The sequence below is a fragment of the Rhizobium sp. Rhizsp42 genome, from assembly GCF_047304155.1.
Classification (GTDB): Bacteria; Pseudomonadota; Alphaproteobacteria; order Rhizobiales; family Rhizobiaceae; genus Rhizobium.
The window spans coordinates 79,689-98,620 of record NZ_JBGLYS010000007.1 but is presented as its reverse complement, the minus strand read 5'-3'; the positions used below and the strand labels follow the sequence as shown (position 1 = coordinate 98,620).

The window sequence follows — 18,932 nt, the reverse complement described above, 5'->3', positions numbered from 1 at the left end:
ACTTGCGTTCCAAATCTGGCGACCACTTGAGGCGGGCGCGCCGTAAAGCGATACGTAGCTGACACAGAAACGCTCGAGTTGAGAGAAAACGGAAAGCATGTTAATGATCATGCTTCCCTTTCTTGCACGTGTTGACGCCAACACGTCAAGCGCAACTACGGAGAAACGTGTGCGATATCCTCCTGAAGAAACCGAAGAGAAGCACCGGAAAATATTGGAAGAGGCATCCCGAGCTTTTCGGGCGAAAGGGTTTGCAGGGGTCTCAATCAGCGACATTATGAAGGCGACCGGCCTTACCCACGGTCCATTCTACAATCATTTTGCTTCGAAGAACGCGCTCATCGAGGACGTTATTGATCAGACCGCAGCAAACACTGTGAAAGTCTTCTCCGAAGTAGCCGAGAAGGATGGGAACACCGGCATCTATCGCCATTACGTCTCGAAGTCTCACCGCGATGAACCCGAGACTGGCTGTATACTTGCCGCATGCGGCCCCGAGATTTCCCGCGATTCCTCCTTTCGCGAAGTAACCGCCATCCACATCGAGCATCATATCCAGACGCTTGAAGCGGGGATCGAAGCCTCGAGCCGCACCTCGTCCAGGGCAGAGGCAGTCGTTCAATTTGCGACCATGGTGGGAGCCATCGTTCTCTCTCGTATGTGTGCCGACACACCCCTTTCAGACGAGATACTTCAAGCGAGCCTCAAGGAACTAGATCGGACGACTTCGACCGGCCTTCAAAACTAATCGGGTGAGCTCCCTGCAGAGGCCTGTTGCGCATCTTGGAAATTCGATATCAAGCATGATAACCATCATGTTTGAGTCGATCCAAGTTGAGAAATGATCGAAGGCGTCGGTGGGTTTGGCTAAATCCGAATGAGGACACCATGACAGTTGTCGGGCAAGTAAACAAAACCGTGGACACGCAAAAAGGGGCCGGTTCGGCGAACTCAACTGAATCGCCTGCGCAGACCGGCGAGAAGACGGCAAGCAGCAAGGCGACGCTCAACTACGACAGCTTTCTGCAGCTACTGATCGCTCAACTAAAGAACCAAGACCCCACCGCACCATCCGATCCCGCCCAGCAGATCGCCCAGTTGGCAACGTTCTCGCAGGTGGAGCAAACGATCCAGTCTAATCAAAAGCTGGATAGCCTGCTGACGCAAAGTAGCTTGCAAATCGCGCAGAGCTACGTCGGCAAATACGTCGAGACCGCTGGCGACAACCCGATTTCAGGTACAGTCTCATCGGTGAAGGTCTATAGCGATGGGCTAATCGCTACACTCGACAACGGCAAACAAGTTTTGGTCGGCCCGGGTGTGACAATCAGCGACGGGCCGCCCAAGACAAACAACCAGGGCTAAAGAGCGCCCGACCGAGCGGCAGGCGCTCGTCGGTCGCTACTTGCCCTTGAAATCAAAAGCATGCCGCGGCTTACCGGCTTTGAAAAGTTCGACCGATGTCGGCAACGCTAGTTCAACGTCGGCGGTTTTGAAAAGCGGCATCGCAATGTCAAACATGGCTTCATCCGCTACGGCGACCCCACCGGACGCCCAGATACGCAACAGCGCCTTGTGAGCGGCATGTGCTTTGGTTGGGCCGCTCGCAACGCGCTTAGCGAATGCATGGGCTTCGTCATCCAAGTCGTCGGCAGAGACCACACGGTTGACGACACCATGGAGTGCCATGGTCTCTGCCGGAACCTGTTCGGAAGTCAAAGCCCATTCCATCGCCTTCGCTCGTCCCGCTTTTTCCGCAACCCGATAGACACCTCCGAGAAGCGTGACGATGCCCAGCGATTGCTCTGGATGGCCGAACCTCGCACCCTCCGCCGCGAAGATAACATCCGCTCGCACTGCTAGCTCGAGGCCGCCCCCAAAACAAAGACCTCGAACGGCAGCTACTGTCGGAATGGAAAGACGTTCGAATTTGTTGAATGCGTTTAGGTATCCTTCGAAAAGCGTTCGGAGCTCTCTGTCGTTCAGATCGACCCAAGGCACGATATCTCCGCCAAAGCTGAAATCAGGCCCCTCGGCGGTTACCAGCAATGCCCGTGCTTCACTCTTGCCAATCGCATCGATCGCCGCGGAAAACTCCTCCAGCATCTGCGGCGAAAGTCGGTTCTGCGGGGGATTCTGTAGGACGATGAGAGCGATGTCATCTTCAATAATATATTCGAGGTGGCTCATGGCTTAATCTCCTTGCTATCGAGATGTTCTAGAAACCATGCGACGGCTGCCGAACTCGATGCGGGAAATTGATCGAGATATGGGTCGAAATGCCCGCCGGCGATTGTAACCAATTTCTTTGGTTGGAGGGCCTTCTCGTAGGCAGCGAGCGCGAGGTCGGTCACGGTAATCGTGTCATTCATGGCGACCACGAGAAGTAACGGCGTTGGCGAAACACGTCCCACCCAAGCTCCCGGCTCATACATTCGAGCTGCACGCGTGGAGCGGACTGTTACGTTGTTTTCCCAAGCCCCTTCAGGAACTTCCTGGGTATAGAACGAGATCGCGTCAGGGGTTCGGTAAGAAGCGGGGACAGATAAGTCGGCGCTAACGATTGCTTGGCGTCGCGGCGGCTCGCCTTTCAGCTGAGCGCGTTCGTCGTCGGAGAACATCTGCTCGATCTTCGAAATGCCGTCGGGCGGAATCCGACGGAGACCCTGTTCAAATCCACTAATAGTGGGAACCTGCGAAACAACCGCCTTGATGCGTCGGTCCGTCGCACCAAGCACTATTACGTGGCCGCCGGCATAGCTGGTTCCCCAAACGCCGATGCGATCCTTGTCCACCTCTGGTCTTGCTTCAAGATAGGAAATCGCACGTCTCCAGTCGGCAACTTGTCGCCAAGGATCGACGTCGTGCCTCAACTCTCCACCACTAGCACCGAAGCCGCGGTGGTCGTGAAGGAGAACTACAAAACCTGCCTCGGCGAACGCTCTCGCAAATGGCTCCAGGCCCTGTTCCTTAACCCCGGCATAGCCGTGGGCCATTGATATCGCCGGGAATGGACCGTCGCCGCGTGAGGGAATGAAAAGCCATCCGCTCAACGTCACGCCACCCTCGGCCGGAAATTCCACATTAAGTCTACTCAAAGCCATTCCTCCGATGGATTTAAAGAGGCCTCTTGAAATTAGGGGCATATGAGACTTATAACCTACGTGCCGTTCAAGCAAACGGTTTTTGGAAAGCGTTTCTCGGGAGGAGAACATGACCAAGCAAGCTAACGCGCGTATTCCGTATTCCGTCACCGGATCGGGCCCGGATACGTTGCTCTTCATCCACGGATTCCTGGACTCAAAGGAAGTCTGGTCTCCCGTCGTTGATAAGTTGGGGGAAGCCAAGCACGTCTTCGTCACTCTCGACCTGCCCGGCATGGGTGAACTCAATGATGAGAACGGCGAGATTTCGCTTGAACGGTATCGCGATGATGTAGTCTCAGTAATAAAAGCAATCTCGACCGATGTCGTAATTGTCGCCCAGAGCATGGGTGCGCAGGTAGCGGAGTTGGTCGCAATCGCGGTGCCCGAACGGGTACGGGGCCTTGTGCTCGTGACGCCAGTGCCTCTTGGTGGTGTCAATGCACCGGAGGACGTCGTCAGAGACTTCCATGCTTTAGGCGGCAATCCAAATGCTCAAAGAAACGTTCGTTCCCACCTGTCACCGAATCTCCCGTCTCAGAAGCTGGATGCGCTGACACTGCTGGGCGAGCACGTTTCGTCGGCGACGGTGTCGGCACTCGTCGATGCGTGGAACAACGGTATCCCGGGGACCGAGCTGGAAAGCCCATATGGCGGACCTGTGCTTGTCGTCCGTGGGGAGAGCGACCCCTTTGTGACGGAAGCTATGGCGGACGGTGTTTCCGCGAGGTTCAAAGGTGCTCGACAGCTTGTGATCCCAAGAGCTGGTCATTGGGCGCACTTCGAAGATCCAGCGACATTGGCGCAGGCAATCTGCGACCTCCTTGCACTTCTCGGCAACTCGGGTGCCAGTGATTGGAAAGGCGCGTTCTCACAAAAGTCGTCGACCGCGTTCGCAGACGCCTTCGATCCGGAAGTGACACTGGAGGCAGCTACCCTCTACAAGCCGGTAATCGGGCGAGACCAGGTCAAGAAGGTGATGGAGGCCGCAAGCCGGATTTACGAGAAGCTCGAATTCACAGAGCAATCCACCGGTCCCGGCAAACAGTATCTAGAATGGCGCGCGGTAGCGTTCGGCGGCGTCGACATCTCCGGGGTGACGGTTATCACTAGAAATGGGGAGGGCCGGATCGCAAACATCGCGATCCACCACCGGCCGCTTTCCGCCGCTCTAAAATTTTCTCACGAACTCGGTTCGCGCCTTAGGGGGATTGTTCCACAGGAACATTTCGCGGCGTCGCCATCTATCGAAGGTTAGGAGGAAGCCATGATAATCGATGCAGACACTTTAGATGCCACGCAGGCCTATAAACTGCTGATTGCGACCGTCGTACCGCGCGCGATCGGATGGCTGAGTACCATTTCCACAGATGGTGTTCCCAACCTGGCACCGTTTTCCTTTTTCACCGTCGTTGGCCGGAAGCCGCCTGTTCTATCGATCAGTATGCAACCCAAATCTGACGGCGTCACTCTAAAGGACAGTTTTGTGAACATCAGAGACACTGGTGAGTTTGTCGCGAACCTCGCCACACTTGGGCTTGCCGGTCAGATGCACAGGTCTGCTATTGAGCATCCCTCCGACGTCGATGAGTTCGAGGCCACGGGACTTGAGAAGGCTGCAAGTGTGATTGTCAAACCTCCCAGAGTCGCTCTCGCGCCTGTAGCCATGGAGTGCAAACTCGATCGGATCATACCCGTCGGCGACCACGATGACCACGTCGTCTGGGGGCGGGTCGTTCGGTTCCACATACGTGATGACGCTTATCTGGACGGAGGGCGGGTCGATACGGCTGCTCTTGCTCCTATCGGCCGCCTGGCTGCAGAGTACACACTAGTCGAGAACGTCTTCACAACGCCGCTCGACGAAGAAATACTCGAACAGCGCAACGGCGCGCGGATGCACAGACTTGATGGAAAGCCGGCTGATTGGTCGGCTGTTAATCAGAAGAGTTGGTCCGCCTCGGGTAGTGTCGTCGCAGATTGAGCTTGGGCCTTGGCTTGTTGACGTGAGATTGCTACTTCTGCCCAAGACTGACGACGCTCTCAGGGCGTCGTCACCCCAATAGACAGGAAGCGTCATGACAGCGAAGAAGACACGAGCCCAAGTTGAGCCGGATATTCCATCTTTGTGCAATTGCACCAAGGTTCGGCGCGCGGCCCGGACGCTGACCCGCTTCTACGATGAGTGCATCGCAGACAGCGGAGTAAAAATCACTCAATACTCGATCCTTGGCTACCTCAAGCACCGAGGACCCAAAACGATGCTTGAACTCGCCGAGCTGATGGCGATGGACCGAGCTACGGTTGGTCACAATCTACGCCCCCTCGAGCGCGATGGCCTTGTGACTATCGAAGTTAGCGAGAAAGACAAGCGCGCACGGATTGTTTCGGTGACGGATAAAGGTCTGGGATGCGTGGCTGCAGGCCGGCCCGGTTGGGATCGTGCGCAGGCAGCTTTCGACCGCGCTTATGGAGCGGACAACGCGAAAACATTCCGGGAAAACATGGACACCGTAGTCGACAGCGAGCTAGCCTGAGTACCTTACCAGCGAACTAACTTGCATTATGCAAGTGAGTCGACCTATGAAGAACCTCGTTAACAACGAGGCTTCTCATGGATCAGCATCTCGATGCACGCTCTTCCACCAACTCCCTGTCCAAACTGACCCTAACCGTGGTTGCCGCGGGCAGTCTTTTGTCTGCTTTGGACCTGTTCATAGTCAACATCGCATTTCCTTCCATACGCCATAGCTTTCCGGGCGCATCGAACCAGTCAATGTCCTGGGTTCTGAGCGCTTACTCGATTGCCTTCGCCGCTATGCTCGTGCCAGGCGGTAGAATGGGTGATCGGTTTGGTCGCCGGATGCTCTTTCGTAGTGGCCTTATCGTTTTTGCAATCGCCAGCGCAGGCTGTGCATTAGCGCCAAATATCCCTCTCCTCATTGCCGCGCGGACACTGAAGGGTGTGGGGGCAGCATTGATGATCCCTTCATCAATTGGCTTGCTGTTGGCTGCCTATCCACCGTCCAAACACAAGCAGATGGTCGCTGTATGGGCGGCGATCGCCTCGGTCGGGGCTGCCCTTGGACCCGTGATTGGCGGCCTGCTTGTCCATATAGACTGGCGGCTGATTTTCCTCATCAATTTGCCCGTTGCCATTCCAGCAGTCTTCCTCTGCCGCTATCTCGATGAAACCAAACTCACGGAAACGGGGATCCCTGACATCGTTGGATCGGCCTTCTTCGCCGGTGGGACAGCGTGCATAGTTGCGGCCATCTCCTATTTCGAAGACTGGGGGCTGACGAGCGCAAAACTATGGGTAGTCGCGGGCACCGGCGTCATTCTTATCGTCGGTTTCGTTTTACGCTGTCGAACAGTGGAGAACCCGGCTCTCAATCTCCAGGTGTTCCAAAACGCTGAGTTTACACTGGCCACAGTAGGAATGCTCGCGTTCTACACCGGTTTTTCGATGTCGATCCTCGGAGGGACCCTCTACCTCACTCAGGTTTGGCAATGGGATCCAGCTCGAGCCGGGATAGCCTACGCGATTGGTCCGGCTCTTGCGGGCACGACCTCGATATTGTCCGGCCGAGGCAAGGTTTCGCCAAGAGCTCTGACATTGACCGGAAGCATTTTCTTCGTAGCTGCAAGCCTCTGGTGGCTAACATATCTGAGACAGGAAACCAACTTTGCACTCGGATTTCTCCCTGGCTTTGCGCTCTCCGGCATCGCAGCGGGGATGGCACAGGCGGGCTTTCTCGCAGGCGGCACTTCTGCACTGGCCCCGGAGGTGTATTCCGCAGGAAGCGGGATACTCAATACCTCGCGTCAGATTGGTGGAGCCCTCGGTATCGCCATTTTGGTGGCGGTGACCGGAGCGGCTGATCAGAGCGCGGATTTCACCGCTGCGTTCTGGATAATCTGCGGAACTTCGCTTGCGGCCGCGGCCACCTCGCTTACGCTACGCGCACGCAAGATCTGACACGATCCGTCTCAGGGCGGCCGAGAGAGAGCGGGCATGACCAAGGGGAACCTTTGAATGAGATCAGTTGGGATGTTGATATTCGACGGCGTCCAGGCGCTGGACGTCTCGGGACCATTAGACGTTTTCTCTGAGGCAACCGACATCCTGCCACAAGGCGAAGGCTATTCAATCACTTTGATCGGCCCCACGACATCCCGCATCCGGGCATCGAACGGGATGGGTCTTCTCGCCGATGTCGACTACTTGGGAGCCAAAGGCCCATTCGACCTATTTTTGGTAGCCGGCGGTCCGCAGTTACCAACTGCAGTCATAGACGATGAAACCACGGACTGCATTCGCCGCCTTGCCAAGGTGAGCGAGACTTACGGCTCGGTTTGTACCGGAGCCTTCTGTCTCGGGGCCGCTGGTCTACTAGATGGCAGATATGCGACGACGCACTGGCAAAACGCCGGCCAACTGGCCACGCTCTATCCTCAAGCCAAGATCGACTATGATCGTATCTACCTCAGAGATGGCCCGCTGCTAACCTCCGCCGGTGTTACGGCCGGGATCGACCTTGCCCTGGCGGTCATCAGGGAGCATCACGGTGGGGCGTTAGCCGTTGCTGTAGCCAAGCGGCTAGTCGTGGCGGCGCAGCGACAAGGTGGTCAGTCTCAGTTCAGTCCATACATTGAGATGATCGCGGATGAAAAGTCGCCGTTGACCGATCTCACTAAATTCATCACGGAAAACCTTGCGGCACCTTTGACCGTTGCGGATCTCGCGAAGGCCGCCGGAATGAGCAGTCGGACCTTCGCAAGATCCTTTGTGGATTTTGCGAAGGTCACGCCCGCGGAGTTCGTGGAAAGAGCGAGAATTGACGCCGCGCGTCATATTCTCGAGGCCACGACCCAGCCGCTCAAGGTGGTCGCGCATTTGTGCGGTTTCGGTAATCCGAAACGCATGCGGCAGGTCTTCACCAAGCGGCTGGGTGTCACACCCGCGGAATATAGGGAGCGCTTCAACGTGAAGACGCCCCCCTAGATCCTAGCTCTCCCAGGGAGAGTTCAGGATCAACTCGGCGAAGTCCTTCCTTTGGTATGTCGGATCCATCTTGGCGAGAACGTCGGCTTTCACGTTGCCGAATGTCGTTTCCGGTTTGCGGATCGTGCCCAGGCAAAACGAGCTTAGGATGCCATGTTTAAATTTGAGGCCGCGGGGATGGCACGCGCAGACCTCTTCACGTTGGCTATCGGAGAACTCGTTGTAGCCAATTCCGAGAACATCCATTTCCACGCCAGCGGTGACCAAGGCAACCGTTGGTCGCTTGTGCTGAGGGATGCCCGGAGTTGTGTGCAGCGCAATGGAATCCCAGACGTCATCGACGTCTCGCTCAGAGACTTCGTAGGACTTTAGAAAATCGCGCGCGGCATTGGCACCGTCGACTTCGAAGCGCTCTGTATCGCTTGCGTACTTGTCCATAATGCCCATGTCATGGAACATCGCGCCGATGTAGAGAAGCTCTGCATCGTACTTGAGCCCCTTACGCTCTCCGCTCAACGCCCCGAACAGAAAGACCCGGCGTGAATGGTGGTACAAAAGGTCGGTCTCAGTCTCCCTTACGAGATCTGTAGCAGCTTTTGCCATGGCGCTATCAGGGATCGCGACGCCGGCGACAACTTCACTGGATTTACTCATGATCATTCCTTCGTAGATATGTTGGTCGCTCGGCCACACTACTCGGCAGCCAGCGCCGGACGCGCCGCCAAGGCTTTCGCGACACCCTCGCCGTAGGCGGGATCTGCTCTCGTGCAGTTGTCGATGTGACGCTGTCTCACCTCGTCCGAGACGGCTTCCATAGCGCGTGCCGTGTTGTTGAAAAGAACCTGGCGCTGTTCGGCTGTCATCATCCGGAAAAGATTTCCCGGCTGTTCAAAGTGGTCGACGTCTACCCGATGATCCCAATGATCCGCGTCACCTGAGATTTTCAGCGGCGGCTCGCGATAGGCAGGCTGCTCCGGCCAGTCGCCGTGCGAGTTGGGCACATACGCCTTGGCAGAGCCATGGTTTCCATCGACCCGCATAGCGCCGTCCCTATGGTACGAATTGTGAGGGTTCTTGGGAGCGTTGACCGGGATCTGGTGGTGGTTCACACCCAGTCTATAGCGCGCTGCGTCGCCGTAAGAGAATAGGCGTGCTTGCAGCATACGATCCGGAGAGAAGCCGATGCCCGGAACAACCGCCGCAGGGGTGAATGAAGCCTGCTCGATCTCGGCGAAGTAGTTTTCCGCATTACGGTTTAGCTCCATCACGCCTACTTCGATAAGCGGATAGTCCTTGTGTGGCCAAACCTTCGTCAGATCGAATGGGTTCACCGGATGTGTCTCGGCTGCTGTCTCCGGCATCACCTGGACGTAGAGCGTCCAGCGCGGGAACTCGCCGTTCTCGATGCTGTCATAGAGATCGCGGTGATGGCTTTCGCGATCGCGACCGATGAGATCGGTAGCCTCGGCATCCGTGAGGTTCTTGATGCCCTGCTGTGTCTTGAAAGTAAACTTTACCCAAAAACGTTCGTTCGCCCCGTTGATGAAGCTGTAGGTGTGGCTTCCGAAACCGTGCATGTGCCTGTAGGTAGCGGGGATCCCACGTTCGCTCATGACGATCGTTACCTGGTGCAGAGACTCCGGAATGGAGGTCCAGAAATCCCAGTTGGTTTCCGGGTTTCTCATACCAGTGCGAGGGTCGCGTTTTACCGCATGGTTCAAATCGGGGAAGCGAAGCGGATCACGGAAGAAGAAGACCGGCGTGTTATTTCCAACAAGATCCCAGTTGCCCTGTTCGGTGTAGAACTTGAGAGCAAATCCTCGGATATCACGCTCCGCGTCGGCAGCGCCCCGTTCGCCGGCGACAGTCGAGAAGCGAGCGAACATGTCCGTCTTCTTGCCGACTTGCGCGAAAATGCTCGCACGCGTGTAGGCGGTGATGTCGTTGGTCACCGTAAAGGTGCCGTACGCCCCAGCGCCCTTGGCATGCATGCGACGCTCGGGAATCACTTCGCGGTCGAAGTGAGCGAGCTTTTCAATCAACCACACGTCTTGGAGAAGAGCGGGACCGCGCGGGCCCGCCGTCTGAATATTGAAGTTGTCGACCACGGGAGCTCCGGCCGCGGTCGTCAATGGCTTTTTGCTATCCATTATTGATGCCCTTTTGATGTTCAACACAAAAAACCGGGGTACCCGGCCTTGAGGGCAACATCTGCTCTCGGGCGTCTGATCTCAACCTCGGCAAGGGGCGAGAATCTGCCATTATTAGTCCGAGGACTGCCGCACAAAAAAAGACCCTGCACCAAAGGAGCAGGGTCTTTTTCCAAGCGGATCCGCTGTTGTTCAGTGAGCGCCAGCACCCCCGCCAGCTGCGGACCGCTTTGCCAACAACAACGCCAAAGCGGCAATCGCCAGTACGGTGCCAATGACGGCGAACGTGTCGCTGAATCCCATTATCAAGGCCTGCTTTCTTACGACGCGGCCGAGGGCGACGATCGATTGTTTTGTCGCCTGAGCCTTGTCTGTTACGCCGTGCGACATGAAGTACCCGGTGAGAGTATCCACGCGCAGGCGCACCTCGTCGCGTGCCATTGTGACCGACTGTCCGATCACATTTGAGTGGAACTGTTCCCGCTTTGTGAGAATTGTTCCGAGCGAAGCCGTGCCTACGGCTCCGCCCAGGTTTCGGAGCATATTCGTAAGACCGGAAGCAGCCGCGGCGTCAGCCGGAGCGATGCCACCGGTGGTGATGGCGGTAATCGGCGTCAGCACCAGCGCCTGCCCGATTGCGCGGATGATATTTGGTATCCAAAACTGATCCCCTGCATTGTCCGCTGAGAGATATATGTTCAGGAAGCAGCTTGCGGCAAAAATCGATATGCCCACAAACCCGATGTAGCGCGCGTCGAAACGCTTCATCAGTATAGGGACGAGCGGTATGAGGAGCAGCTGCGGAAGACCAGTCCAGGCGAGGACGTAACCAATCTGTTCAGCGTTGTAGCGTTGAACTTGCCCCAGATACTGAGGAAGTATGTAGACCGTACCGAACAGGGCTATCCCAACCAGGACATTGACCATCACGCCGATGCCAAAGTTCCTTTGGGCGAGCAGTCTGAGCTTCACGAGCGGCTTTTCGACGGTCAATTCGATCCATATGAATGCGCCGAGAAACACAGCGGCCAAAATACTGAGCTTTACGATGAATGGTGACGAGAACCAGTCGTCCTTGTTGCCTTCCTCGAGAACAGTCTGGAACGCTGCCAGACCGATCGTCATCGTGACGATGCCGAACCAATCCCCTTCCTTGAGAAGTCCTAAACGCATTGGAGACGGATCGAGCGTAGCTGCCAGCGCGACCGCCATGATCGCGCTAGGAAGCGCATTGATGTAAAAAATCGTCTGCCAGCCATAGTTCTCCGTCAGGTAGCCGCCGATCGTAGGGCCGATCGCAGGGGCGAACGTCACCGACAGCGCGAAGATCGCAAGCCCGAGCGGTTGCTGGTTCTTGGGTAGCTTGGTGAGAACCATCGTGAAAGCCATCGGAATCAGAACACCCCCGGCGAAGCCCTGCAAACCACGCAGCACGATCATTGTTCCCAGATCGTGGGCGAACGAACACGCGATTGAAAACAGCGGGAAGAGGATCGAGTTCGCCAGTATGTACCGACGGAACGAGAAGACGCTGCTAAAATAAGCGGTCAACGGGATAACGACGATTTCCCCGATAAGGTAGGAAGTCGAGATCCACGCACCGTTATCGACACCAGTGCCAATCCCTCCTTCAATATCGAGTAGGGATGCGTTCGTGATTTGGATATTCAGGATAGCCATGAATGCGCCGATCATGCCGGCGAGCACGGCAATCCATTCTCGAGCGCTGGCGCTCGAAGTTTGAGCCGCTGCCATGTCGAAAACTCCTACTTGTCGGTACCGGACCGAATGTCGATCACCGGCTGCACTGACATACCTGGCCGAAGCCTGCCGTCCTTAACCTCATCGCTAGTGAGCACGATCTTCACCGGTATGCGCTGAACGACCTTGGTGAAGTTACCAGTGGCGTTGTCAGGTGGCAGAAGCGCGAATTCCTGGCCGCTCGCAGGCGCAATGCTATCAACGTGCCCGGTGTATCGCTTGTCAGGGAACATATCGACGTCGATCTCGACTTCCTGCCCGGGCCGAACGTCGGTCAACTGCGTCTCTTTGTAATTTGCGATTACGTACACTTGTTGTGTGGGGACCAATGACATCAGCTGCGTACCCGCTTGGACGTACTGACCCGTCCGGAGCGTTCTGTTGCCGACGGTTCCGTCAACAGGAGCGAAGACTGTGGTGTAACCGAGGTTCAACTCGGCCTGTCGTTGACTGGCCTGCGCTCTAGCGACGTTCGCCGTGGCCTGCGCGATCTGGGCGTTAATGAGCAAAACCTGTTTCTGCGCCGTTTCGAGGGCGGCCTCATCGCGTGAAATGGTAGCCTTGGCGACGGCGATTTGAGAGGCCGCTTGCTGAGCTGTCTGCACCGGGGCATAGCCGCTTGTCGCCAGATTGGAATAGCGTTTGTTGTTCTGTTCGGCGTAGAGCTCATTCGCCTTGTCTACCTCAAGCGTAGCTCTTGCGGCGGCAATATTGGACTGCTGGATATCCAGGGTTGCCTTGCTGGCTTCCAAGGTCGCCTGTGCTGCGAGAACGTCCGCGTTCGCTTGATCGAACGCGGCCTTGAAGTCGCGGTCATCGATCCGAGCCAGAGGGTCGCCGGCTTTTACCGATTGGTTGTCGGACACCAAGACTTCCTTCAGGTAGCCCGAAACCTTTGGCGCGATTGCACTGCTGTCCGCTTTGACATAGGCGTCATCAGTCTCGACTTGAAAACGGCCGACCGTCCAGTAGTTGTGGCCATAGTACGCAACGCCGGCGAGCAGAATCAGTCCACCGACAACGAGCACCCCACGCCCTCGCTTTCGCTTCTTCGGAGCGGCCTCCACACCGGAGAGTGACGCACCGAGCGCGAGCTCCTGTGCGACTTTGGCTGGGGTTTCCCCAAGTGGTGGGTTCGTTTTCTCCGCAACCGGCTTTGAGGGGTTCAGCAGGCGGACGTTATCTGTCATGACGATATCTCGGTTGAGCGTTATTTAGGAAACTTGCTGTGTTCCAAAATATGCTGTACTCGAGAAGCGGTCAATTGGTTTTGGAAAATAATGATGGTCCAAAATAGTATGGAAGTTAAAAGGCCACGTGGCCGCCCCCAAACCAGATGCGACGAGGACACCAGGTCCGTGATCGTGGACGCTGCTTGCTGTTCATTTCGGGAAGGTGGCTACGAAGCTACGAGCATCACCGCGATAGCGCAAATAGCGGGCGTCTCGACCAAGACGCTCTATCGCCTCTTTCCGGCGAAATCCGATCTCTTCTCAGCGGTCGTAAGCGCGCGCATCGACGATTTCCTACTTCGCCTGGACATCTCCGCGCTAAGGGATCATCCGATAGCCGATGGACTGGAGCGCATTTTATCTGCGTACGGCGAGCTTACGCTTTCCGAGCGGACCGTTACTCTGCTGAAACTCATTGTCAGCGAGTCCGATCGTTTCCCTGAAATCGCGACAGCTTTTTACGTGAAAGCGATCGAGCGAACGAATGACGTCATGGAGGACTATCTCAGGTCTAGGGTCGATGCGGGGGTCCTCAAACTCGAAGACCCGCATGTCGCGTGCGGGATGTTGAGAGGCATGATGATCATGGAGCCGCAACGATCGGCTCTGCTTGGACAGGTTTCATACCCGAGCAAAGAGGAGATCGCGGCCAGAGCAAGAATGTGCGTCTCCATTTTTTTGCAGGGCGCAATCGCACCGGCACCTTAGTCGCGGAACTCGCACGCTGTAGCATCGGCTCAAACTTAATTACCGACTTCCGCCAGATGCTTGATTGTATCAAGTAGATCATCGCGCAGCCCGACCATTTTTAGATGGTGGATCGTGTCGGAGAGATACTCAAGTCCACTCCCCAACGGGCCATTTGCTTTGCGAAGGCGGTCGGCGACAATCTCAGGCGTGAGCTCGCCGACAAAGCTCGTCGCACTGGGATTTGCCACGAAAGTGATTGCGCGGAATACCTCCGCGTTGCTGTGAACTTCGACCCATTTGGCTTGGTAGCCTTCGCTGAACATCTCGCGACGCCAAACAAGAAGAAGCTCCTCGCGCTCGCGGCCCTTGGGTAACTTGTAGGCAACGCCCTCTGCGTTTCCCCCTTCATTCAACGCCAGGAAAAGGGTAGGATTCTCGGGCGTGCCCCTCCCAAACGGTGCCGAGAGGCAGAAACTTCGATGCCAGCCCTCCACAGAGGCCGCGACACGCTCTTCGAAGTCGAACGCGGGGTTCCAAATCAACGAGCCGTAAGCGAAAATCCAAACATCTTGTTGTCCACCCAGAAGGCGAAGGGTGCCGTCAAGACTCTCTTCCAATTGCTGATCAGTCAAAGCTTTAAGCCCGGGGATCGCTCTTGCACGTTCTAGGAACGTGCCGTCGAGGAGGCCCTCGCGAGTAATGGCGTGCCGCTCAGGATCGGGGAGAGCCACTGCGTCCATTAGCTATAAGACCTGCGACTCGTTAGACCGCAGAACGAAGCGTGGCAGGCTAATGGCCTCGCCAGTATGCCGGTCAACAGTAATCGGGTCGGCCTCACGACCCGTCTCGGTGTCGACGAAAGTGACCGACCCGCTTGTCTCGGAAAAGTTCCGGTTCCCAAAGCCGATCATCGCCTGCACGACACTCTGAAAATCGCGACCAATATCGGTCAGAACATATTCGTCGCGCGGCGGATGCTCGCTATAGCGGCGGCGAACCAGGAACCCGTTTTCAACCAAATTCGAAAGACGACCGGTCAGAATATTCGGCGCGACATTCATGCTGCGCTGAAACTCGTCGAACCGAGTCTTCCCCTTCATAGCATCTCGGAGGATCAACATTGTCCATCGGTCCCCAACGCGTTCCAGCGTTTGGGCAACCGGGCATTCCATCGTCGCAAGGCTTTTACGTTTCACACCGACTTCCCTTCTCTTCAAAGGCTACCGCAGTAACTTTTATTATGCAAGTAACTATGGTAGCTCATCCCCGCATCGAGAGGACAGAACGATGGACCTTAAAGTACTCGACAACCCGATTTGGCATGCGCTGGCGAACGAGCACAACAAGTTTTCGCTCGGCGGCGACAACGCCAAGCGTTATCCCGCAGATGTCGCGCCCTTTGCAGGACTTAGAAACAGCACGCCTGAAGCCTTCAAAGAGTTGGCCGCGACATTGGACGTTGGCCAATCCGTTGCGCTTTTTACAGACGTTGCGCCCGTTCTTCCGAGCGGCTGGAATATCATTCGACAACGAGCTATCGACCAGATGATATGCACGACCGCTGGAGACAGCGAAAAATTCCGACCGGTTCGCCTCACAGCGTCTGATGTGCAAGAGATGAGAACTCTCACTCAACTCACTGAACCCGGCCCGTTCGCGGAGCAGACCATCGCCATGGGCGCGTTTTTCGGTGTGAGGTCGGCCGAAGGTCAGCTCATCGCCATGGCAGGGACGCGCCTCGCTCTGCCACGCTTCACGGAGATCAGCGCCGTCTGCACTCACCCTGACTATACAGGAAGAGGCCTTGCACGCGATTTGGTCGCATTCCTGAGCAAACGAATACTCGGCGAAGGGCGAATCCCATTCCTGCACGTGAAAGGAGAGAACCGCGCCGCGCGAGTCTACGAACGGGTTGGTTTCACTCACCGCGCGTCGATGACTCTGTCCGTTATAGCGAAGGCGAGTAGTGACTTTCATAATGAAAGCCACGAGCAAGGTTGACCGTAATAGATTGCGCGCAGTTCACAAGGAGGAATCCATGACCTACGTCGATAGCAATTTCGGGACCAATACCAGCATCATGTCGAGCAAGGCGCGGGGACCCAAAGCCGAGGCGTTTGAGGCCCCGGTCGGCTCATCATCAGCACCGGGTTCGGCAGCCCGGGACTCGGAAAGCGGGAGCACCGCAAAACTCTCTGGCGCACTTTGGTCGCTTCAATCTGGGTTCCAGGCCGATGCACCCAGCGAAACATCCGAGAAAAGCCCCGAAGAGGAGTTTGGCGAACTGGCCGACATGTCCATAGGAGACCGGTTGATGCAGCAATATCTTGGCGAACACGGCCTTACGAAGGAAGACCTTGCCAGCATGCCGGCCGACGAACGAGAGAAGATCGTCGAAGAGGTTCGCCACCAAGTCCTGGAAGCCGCCAAGCAACAGGGTCATCTCGCTTCGCAGCAACAGGGCCCGGGTGGTGATGTTTCAGCACTAGGTGCTTTGCAAGGGCTTGGACAGACTGATGTCCGCAGCGGTGACGACGATAAGCGGGATCACAGCTAACTTTTAAAAGTCAGGAAGTCGGTTGGGCCCAAAAGGGCCTCTCTCGACTAAAGAAAGGCTATAACCTTGACGGACGACGATATCGTTATCTGCAGCCCGGTGCGTACAGCTATCGGCGCATTCAATGGATCTCTCAAAACCACATCCGCGGTAGAGCTTGGCAGCACGGTGATCCGCGCTGTTATCGAGCGTTCGGGCTTGGCTCCCGTCTCGATCGACGCTGCGATCATGGGGAACGTGGTCCAAGCAGGCAACAGGATGAACCCCGCACGCCAAGCGTCTGTAGAAGGCGGCCTGCCTGTCTCCGTTCCCGCCTACACTGTCAACCGCGTGTGCGGCTCGGGAGCGCAAGCCGTGATCTCCGCGGCCCTTGAAGTGAAAGCCGGCATAGCAAGGTTCGCTATCGCTGGCGGCATGGAGAACATGGACAAGGCACCTTTCCTTCTGCCCGATGGTCGTTGGGGCCACCGGCTCGGTGCAGCACAGATATTCGACAGCATGCTAACCGATGGTCTCGAGGACGCATTTTCCGGCAAGCATTCTGGCTGGCATACCGAGGATCTCGTGTCCAATCTTAGGATCACTCGCGAGGCGCAAGACGAATGGGCTCAGCGCTCCCAGTCGCGGTTCGCTCAATCTCAGGCTGCGGGCCATTTTGAAACCGAGATCGTTCCGGTATCTGTCGAAGGAAAGAGCGGTGTGGCCATATTCGAGAAAGACGAGGCCCCTCGTCCCGCAACGGAGGTAGGAGTACTGGCGAAACTCAAGCCAGCATTCCGTCCAAACGGCACGATAACAGCCGGCAACGCACCGGGGCTCAATAGCGGGGCTTCAGCAATGCTGGTAACCACAAGAGCCAACGCCCACGGCCAGGGACTTATAGTAGCTGCCACGTTGGCCGGCTTCGGTGTAGCCGCTGTCGAGCCATCCATGTTCGGCCTCGGACCAGTGCCAGCGATCGAGCGTGCAATGGCTCAAGCTGGATGGGACATATCCGACCTAGAGCGTGTCGAAATCAACGAGGCTTATGCAGCTGTGCCGCTGGCGGTTATCGCACGGAGCGGAATTCCTGCAGAGCTCGTCAATTTCGATGGTGGCGCTATCGCCCATGGCCACCCCATCGGAGCGACAGGCGCGGTTCTGATCACACGGCTGATACACTCGATGATCAGGGACGGTATTCGAAAGGGCCTGGTGGCGCTCTGCATAGGCGGGGGACAAGGTATCGCGATTGCGATCGAAATTTCGGGCTAAGCTAACACGCATCCTCCAGGGTGTGCAGCCGCGGAGAGATTGGGAGAGCGCCCGACATCTGCCGGGCGCTGCAACCCTAGAAGTGGTGAACAGTGTCCTCGGCGACGTTTTCCACCCGTTTGTGGCGAACTCGCCATTGGCCGTCTTCGAGCTTGGTGAGCGTATCCGTAACCATTGCGTACGATATCAGTTTAGGGAAATGCGCGTCATACTCCATGATCCTCATTGGCTCAGCCTTTAGTCGCGGCGCGTCCGCGCTTGGGGCGATGCGAATGAGCAAGATATAGTACGATACGACCACATCGCCATCGTCACCGTATGCGACGACATGATTGCAGTTGTGTCTTCGCACGCCGTGGGTGATCGGTTCGTACGCCTTCAAGAACTCCGCGAGTGCGGGCCTGCCGACGCTTCGACCAAGCGGGTGATCTACAATGACGTCACCCGTGAACACGGAAACAAGTTTGTCAACTTCCCACCGGTCAAACAGGAAATTGACTCTGTTCACGAAATTGACCGCCTCCACAATCGTCTGGGCATCTGGCATGGCGTGCTCTGGTAGATCATTTTCATTCATTGCTTGCTCCTTCACTCACTAACCCATGCCAGCCGCGATGAAAAACGATCCGGCTTGACATCATGTGTGTAATAGCACATATTGCATTGATGGAAAGCACATTTGGGCCAGACAACTGCTATTGTTTTGCATCGCGCCGCAGCGCGAGATGGCTCACCCGCATGTACGATGCCGCTTTATCTCCTTGCAATCTCACGATATCGCAATTCTCGCTCCTCACCGTTCTCGAGCACTATGGAAGGCTTAAGGTGGCCGAGTTGACAGAGGTGATGGTCATGGAGCGAACTAGTCTTGTCCGAGCACTCAAGCCAATGCTCGATAGCGGCTTGATCCAAAGCAGCGCCCAGATCGGAGAGCGAGCTAAGGTGCTATCGCTAACAGAGCGCGGTATCGCAAAGTTGGCCGAGGCCTCACCGTACTGGGAGAGCGCTCAGCTCACGTTTGAATCACAGTTTGGAATCGAGCCTGCGGCACGGAGCCGGCGCGACAACATCGAAATCAGCCACGCTCGTCACAGTTGACCGGCGTATTAAACCGCTGACATTGCACACCCGTTGGTG

21 protein-coding genes are annotated in these 18,932 nt (G+C 56.5%); 12 read left to right on the top strand and 9 right to left on the bottom strand.

The window, feature by feature from the left end:
* Positions 1 to 103: 103 nt before the first annotated feature.
* Positions 104 to 748 carry a TetR/AcrR family transcriptional regulator gene (locus tag ACCD05_RS09625; RefSeq protein WP_413392220.1) on the top strand — a complete coding sequence of 215 codons (645 nt, stop codon included), beginning with the start codon at positions 104 to 106 and terminating at the stop codon, positions 746 to 748.
* A 140-nt stretch (positions 749 to 888) separates the two neighbouring features.
* Positions 889 to 1,365: a flagellar hook assembly protein FlgD gene (flgD, locus tag ACCD05_RS09620; protein WP_413392218.1), complete on the top strand. Its 477-nt coding sequence runs from the start codon at positions 889 to 891 to the stop codon at positions 1,363 to 1,365.
* A gap of 36 nt (positions 1,366 to 1,401) precedes the next feature.
* Here flgD and ACCD05_RS09615 read toward each other — a convergent pair whose 3' ends face one another.
* Positions 1,402 to 2,190 (bottom strand): enoyl-CoA hydratase/isomerase family protein, encoded by a 789-nt coding sequence (locus ACCD05_RS09615; RefSeq protein WP_413392217.1) that lies wholly within the window; start codon positions 2,188 to 2,190, stop codon positions 1,402 to 1,404.
* Positions 2,187 to 3,098: an alpha/beta hydrolase gene (locus ACCD05_RS09610; RefSeq protein WP_413392215.1), complete on the bottom strand. Its 912-nt coding sequence runs from the start codon at positions 3,096 to 3,098 to the stop codon at positions 2,187 to 2,189. The genes ACCD05_RS09615 and ACCD05_RS09610 overlap by 4 nt, the downstream gene beginning before the upstream one ends.
* A gap of 115 nt (positions 3,099 to 3,213) precedes the next feature.
* Between ACCD05_RS09610 and ACCD05_RS09605 the strand changes: the two genes are divergently transcribed.
* The 5 genes from ACCD05_RS09605 to ACCD05_RS09585 all read left to right on the top strand — a co-directional run bounded on the left by ACCD05_RS09605 (position 3,214) and on the right by ACCD05_RS09585 (position 8,151).
* The gene (locus ACCD05_RS09605; RefSeq protein WP_148198016.1) at positions 3,214 to 4,401 is read left to right on the top strand and encodes an alpha/beta fold hydrolase; all 1,188 of its coding nucleotides are present in this window, start codon (positions 3,214 to 3,216) and stop codon (positions 4,399 to 4,401) included.
* 9 nt (positions 4,402 to 4,410) lie between these two features.
* Positions 4,411 to 5,127, top strand: a complete 717-nt coding sequence (locus ACCD05_RS09600; RefSeq protein WP_148198015.1) for a flavin reductase family protein — start codon at positions 4,411 to 4,413, stop codon at positions 5,125 to 5,127.
* Positions 5,128 to 5,221: 94 nt separating this feature from the next.
* Positions 5,222 to 5,680 carry a MarR family winged helix-turn-helix transcriptional regulator gene (locus ACCD05_RS09595; RefSeq protein WP_148198014.1) on the top strand — a complete coding sequence of 153 codons (459 nt, stop codon included), beginning with the start codon at positions 5,222 to 5,224 and terminating at the stop codon, positions 5,678 to 5,680.
* A gap of 77 nt (positions 5,681 to 5,757) precedes the next feature.
* Positions 5,758 to 7,125, top strand: coding sequence for an MFS transporter (locus ACCD05_RS09590; RefSeq protein WP_148198013.1), 1,368 nt, complete (start codon positions 5,758 to 5,760; stop codon positions 7,123 to 7,125).
* A 72-nt stretch (positions 7,126 to 7,197) separates the two neighbouring features.
* Positions 7,198 to 8,151, top strand: coding sequence for a GlxA family transcriptional regulator (locus ACCD05_RS09585; RefSeq protein WP_413392211.1), 954 nt, complete (start codon positions 7,198 to 7,200; stop codon positions 8,149 to 8,151).
* A gap of 3 nt (positions 8,152 to 8,154) precedes the next feature.
* Here the strand turns inward: ACCD05_RS09585 and ACCD05_RS09580 are convergent, their stop codons facing one another.
* From ACCD05_RS09580 to ACCD05_RS09565, 4 genes are all read right to left on the bottom strand, one after another.
* Positions 8,155 to 8,805: an HD domain-containing protein gene (locus ACCD05_RS09580; protein WP_112944002.1), complete on the bottom strand. Its 651-nt coding sequence runs from the start codon at positions 8,803 to 8,805 to the stop codon at positions 8,155 to 8,157.
* A 38-nt stretch (positions 8,806 to 8,843) separates the two neighbouring features.
* On the bottom strand, positions 8,844 to 10,301 hold the full coding sequence (locus tag ACCD05_RS09575; RefSeq protein WP_112943978.1) for a catalase: 1,458 nt from the start codon (positions 10,299 to 10,301) through the stop codon (positions 8,844 to 8,846).
* 192 nt (positions 10,302 to 10,493) lie between these two features.
* A complete protein-coding gene (locus tag ACCD05_RS09570; protein ID WP_112436183.1) occupies positions 10,494 to 12,056 on the bottom strand; it encodes a DHA2 family efflux MFS transporter permease subunit in 1,563 nt (520 codons plus the stop codon).
* Positions 12,057 to 12,067: 11 nt separating this feature from the next.
* A complete protein-coding gene (locus tag ACCD05_RS09565; RefSeq protein WP_112943977.1) occupies positions 12,068 to 13,252 on the bottom strand; it encodes an HlyD family secretion protein in 1,185 nt (394 codons plus the stop codon).
* A gap of 93 nt (positions 13,253 to 13,345) precedes the next feature.
* On the opposite strand from ACCD05_RS09565, the gene ACCD05_RS09560 reads away from it, so the two are divergent.
* On the top strand, positions 13,346 to 14,002 hold the full coding sequence (locus ACCD05_RS09560; RefSeq protein ID WP_112943976.1) for a TetR/AcrR family transcriptional regulator: 657 nt from the start codon (positions 13,346 to 13,348) through the stop codon (positions 14,000 to 14,002).
* Positions 14,003 to 14,037: 35 nt separating this feature from the next.
* Here the strand turns inward: ACCD05_RS09560 and ACCD05_RS09555 are convergent, their stop codons facing one another.
* The gene (locus ACCD05_RS09555) at positions 14,038 to 14,724 is read right to left on the bottom strand and encodes a gamma-glutamylcyclotransferase (protein WP_112943975.1); all 687 of its coding nucleotides are present in this window, start codon (positions 14,722 to 14,724) and stop codon (positions 14,038 to 14,040) included.
* A gap of 3 nt (positions 14,725 to 14,727) precedes the next feature.
* The gene (locus ACCD05_RS09550) at positions 14,728 to 15,180 is read right to left on the bottom strand and encodes a winged helix-turn-helix transcriptional regulator (protein WP_413392207.1); all 453 of its coding nucleotides are present in this window, start codon (positions 15,178 to 15,180) and stop codon (positions 14,728 to 14,730) included.
* Between the two features lie 91 nt (positions 15,181 to 15,271).
* Here ACCD05_RS09550 and ACCD05_RS09545 point away from each other — a divergent pair, with 91 nt between their 5' ends.
* The 3 genes from ACCD05_RS09545 (at position 15,272) to ACCD05_RS09535 (ending at position 17,795) form a co-directional block, all read left to right on the top strand.
* Positions 15,272 to 15,985 (top strand): GNAT family N-acetyltransferase, encoded by a 714-nt coding sequence (locus ACCD05_RS09545; protein ID WP_413392205.1) that lies wholly within the window; start codon positions 15,272 to 15,274, stop codon positions 15,983 to 15,985.
* Positions 15,986 to 16,022: 37 nt separating this feature from the next.
* Positions 16,023 to 16,541, top strand: coding sequence for a hypothetical protein (locus ACCD05_RS09540; protein ID WP_413392204.1), 519 nt, complete (start codon positions 16,023 to 16,025; stop codon positions 16,539 to 16,541).
* 66 nt (positions 16,542 to 16,607) lie between these two features.
* A complete protein-coding gene (locus tag ACCD05_RS09535; protein WP_413392202.1) occupies positions 16,608 to 17,795 on the top strand; it encodes a thiolase family protein in 1,188 nt (395 codons plus the stop codon).
* 76 nt (positions 17,796 to 17,871) lie between these two features.
* Here the strand turns inward: ACCD05_RS09535 and ACCD05_RS09530 are convergent, their stop codons facing one another.
* Positions 17,872 to 18,372 carry a nuclear transport factor 2 family protein gene (locus tag ACCD05_RS09530; RefSeq protein ID WP_413392200.1) on the bottom strand — a complete coding sequence of 167 codons (501 nt, stop codon included), beginning with the start codon at positions 18,370 to 18,372 and terminating at the stop codon, positions 17,872 to 17,874.
* A gap of 62 nt (positions 18,373 to 18,434) precedes the next feature.
* Here ACCD05_RS09530 and ACCD05_RS09525 point away from each other — a divergent pair, with 62 nt between their 5' ends.
* On the top strand, positions 18,435 to 18,893 hold the full coding sequence (locus ACCD05_RS09525) for a MarR family winged helix-turn-helix transcriptional regulator (RefSeq protein WP_413392198.1): 459 nt from the start codon (positions 18,435 to 18,437) through the stop codon (positions 18,891 to 18,893).
* The last annotated feature ends 39 nt before the right edge of the window (positions 18,894 to 18,932 follow it).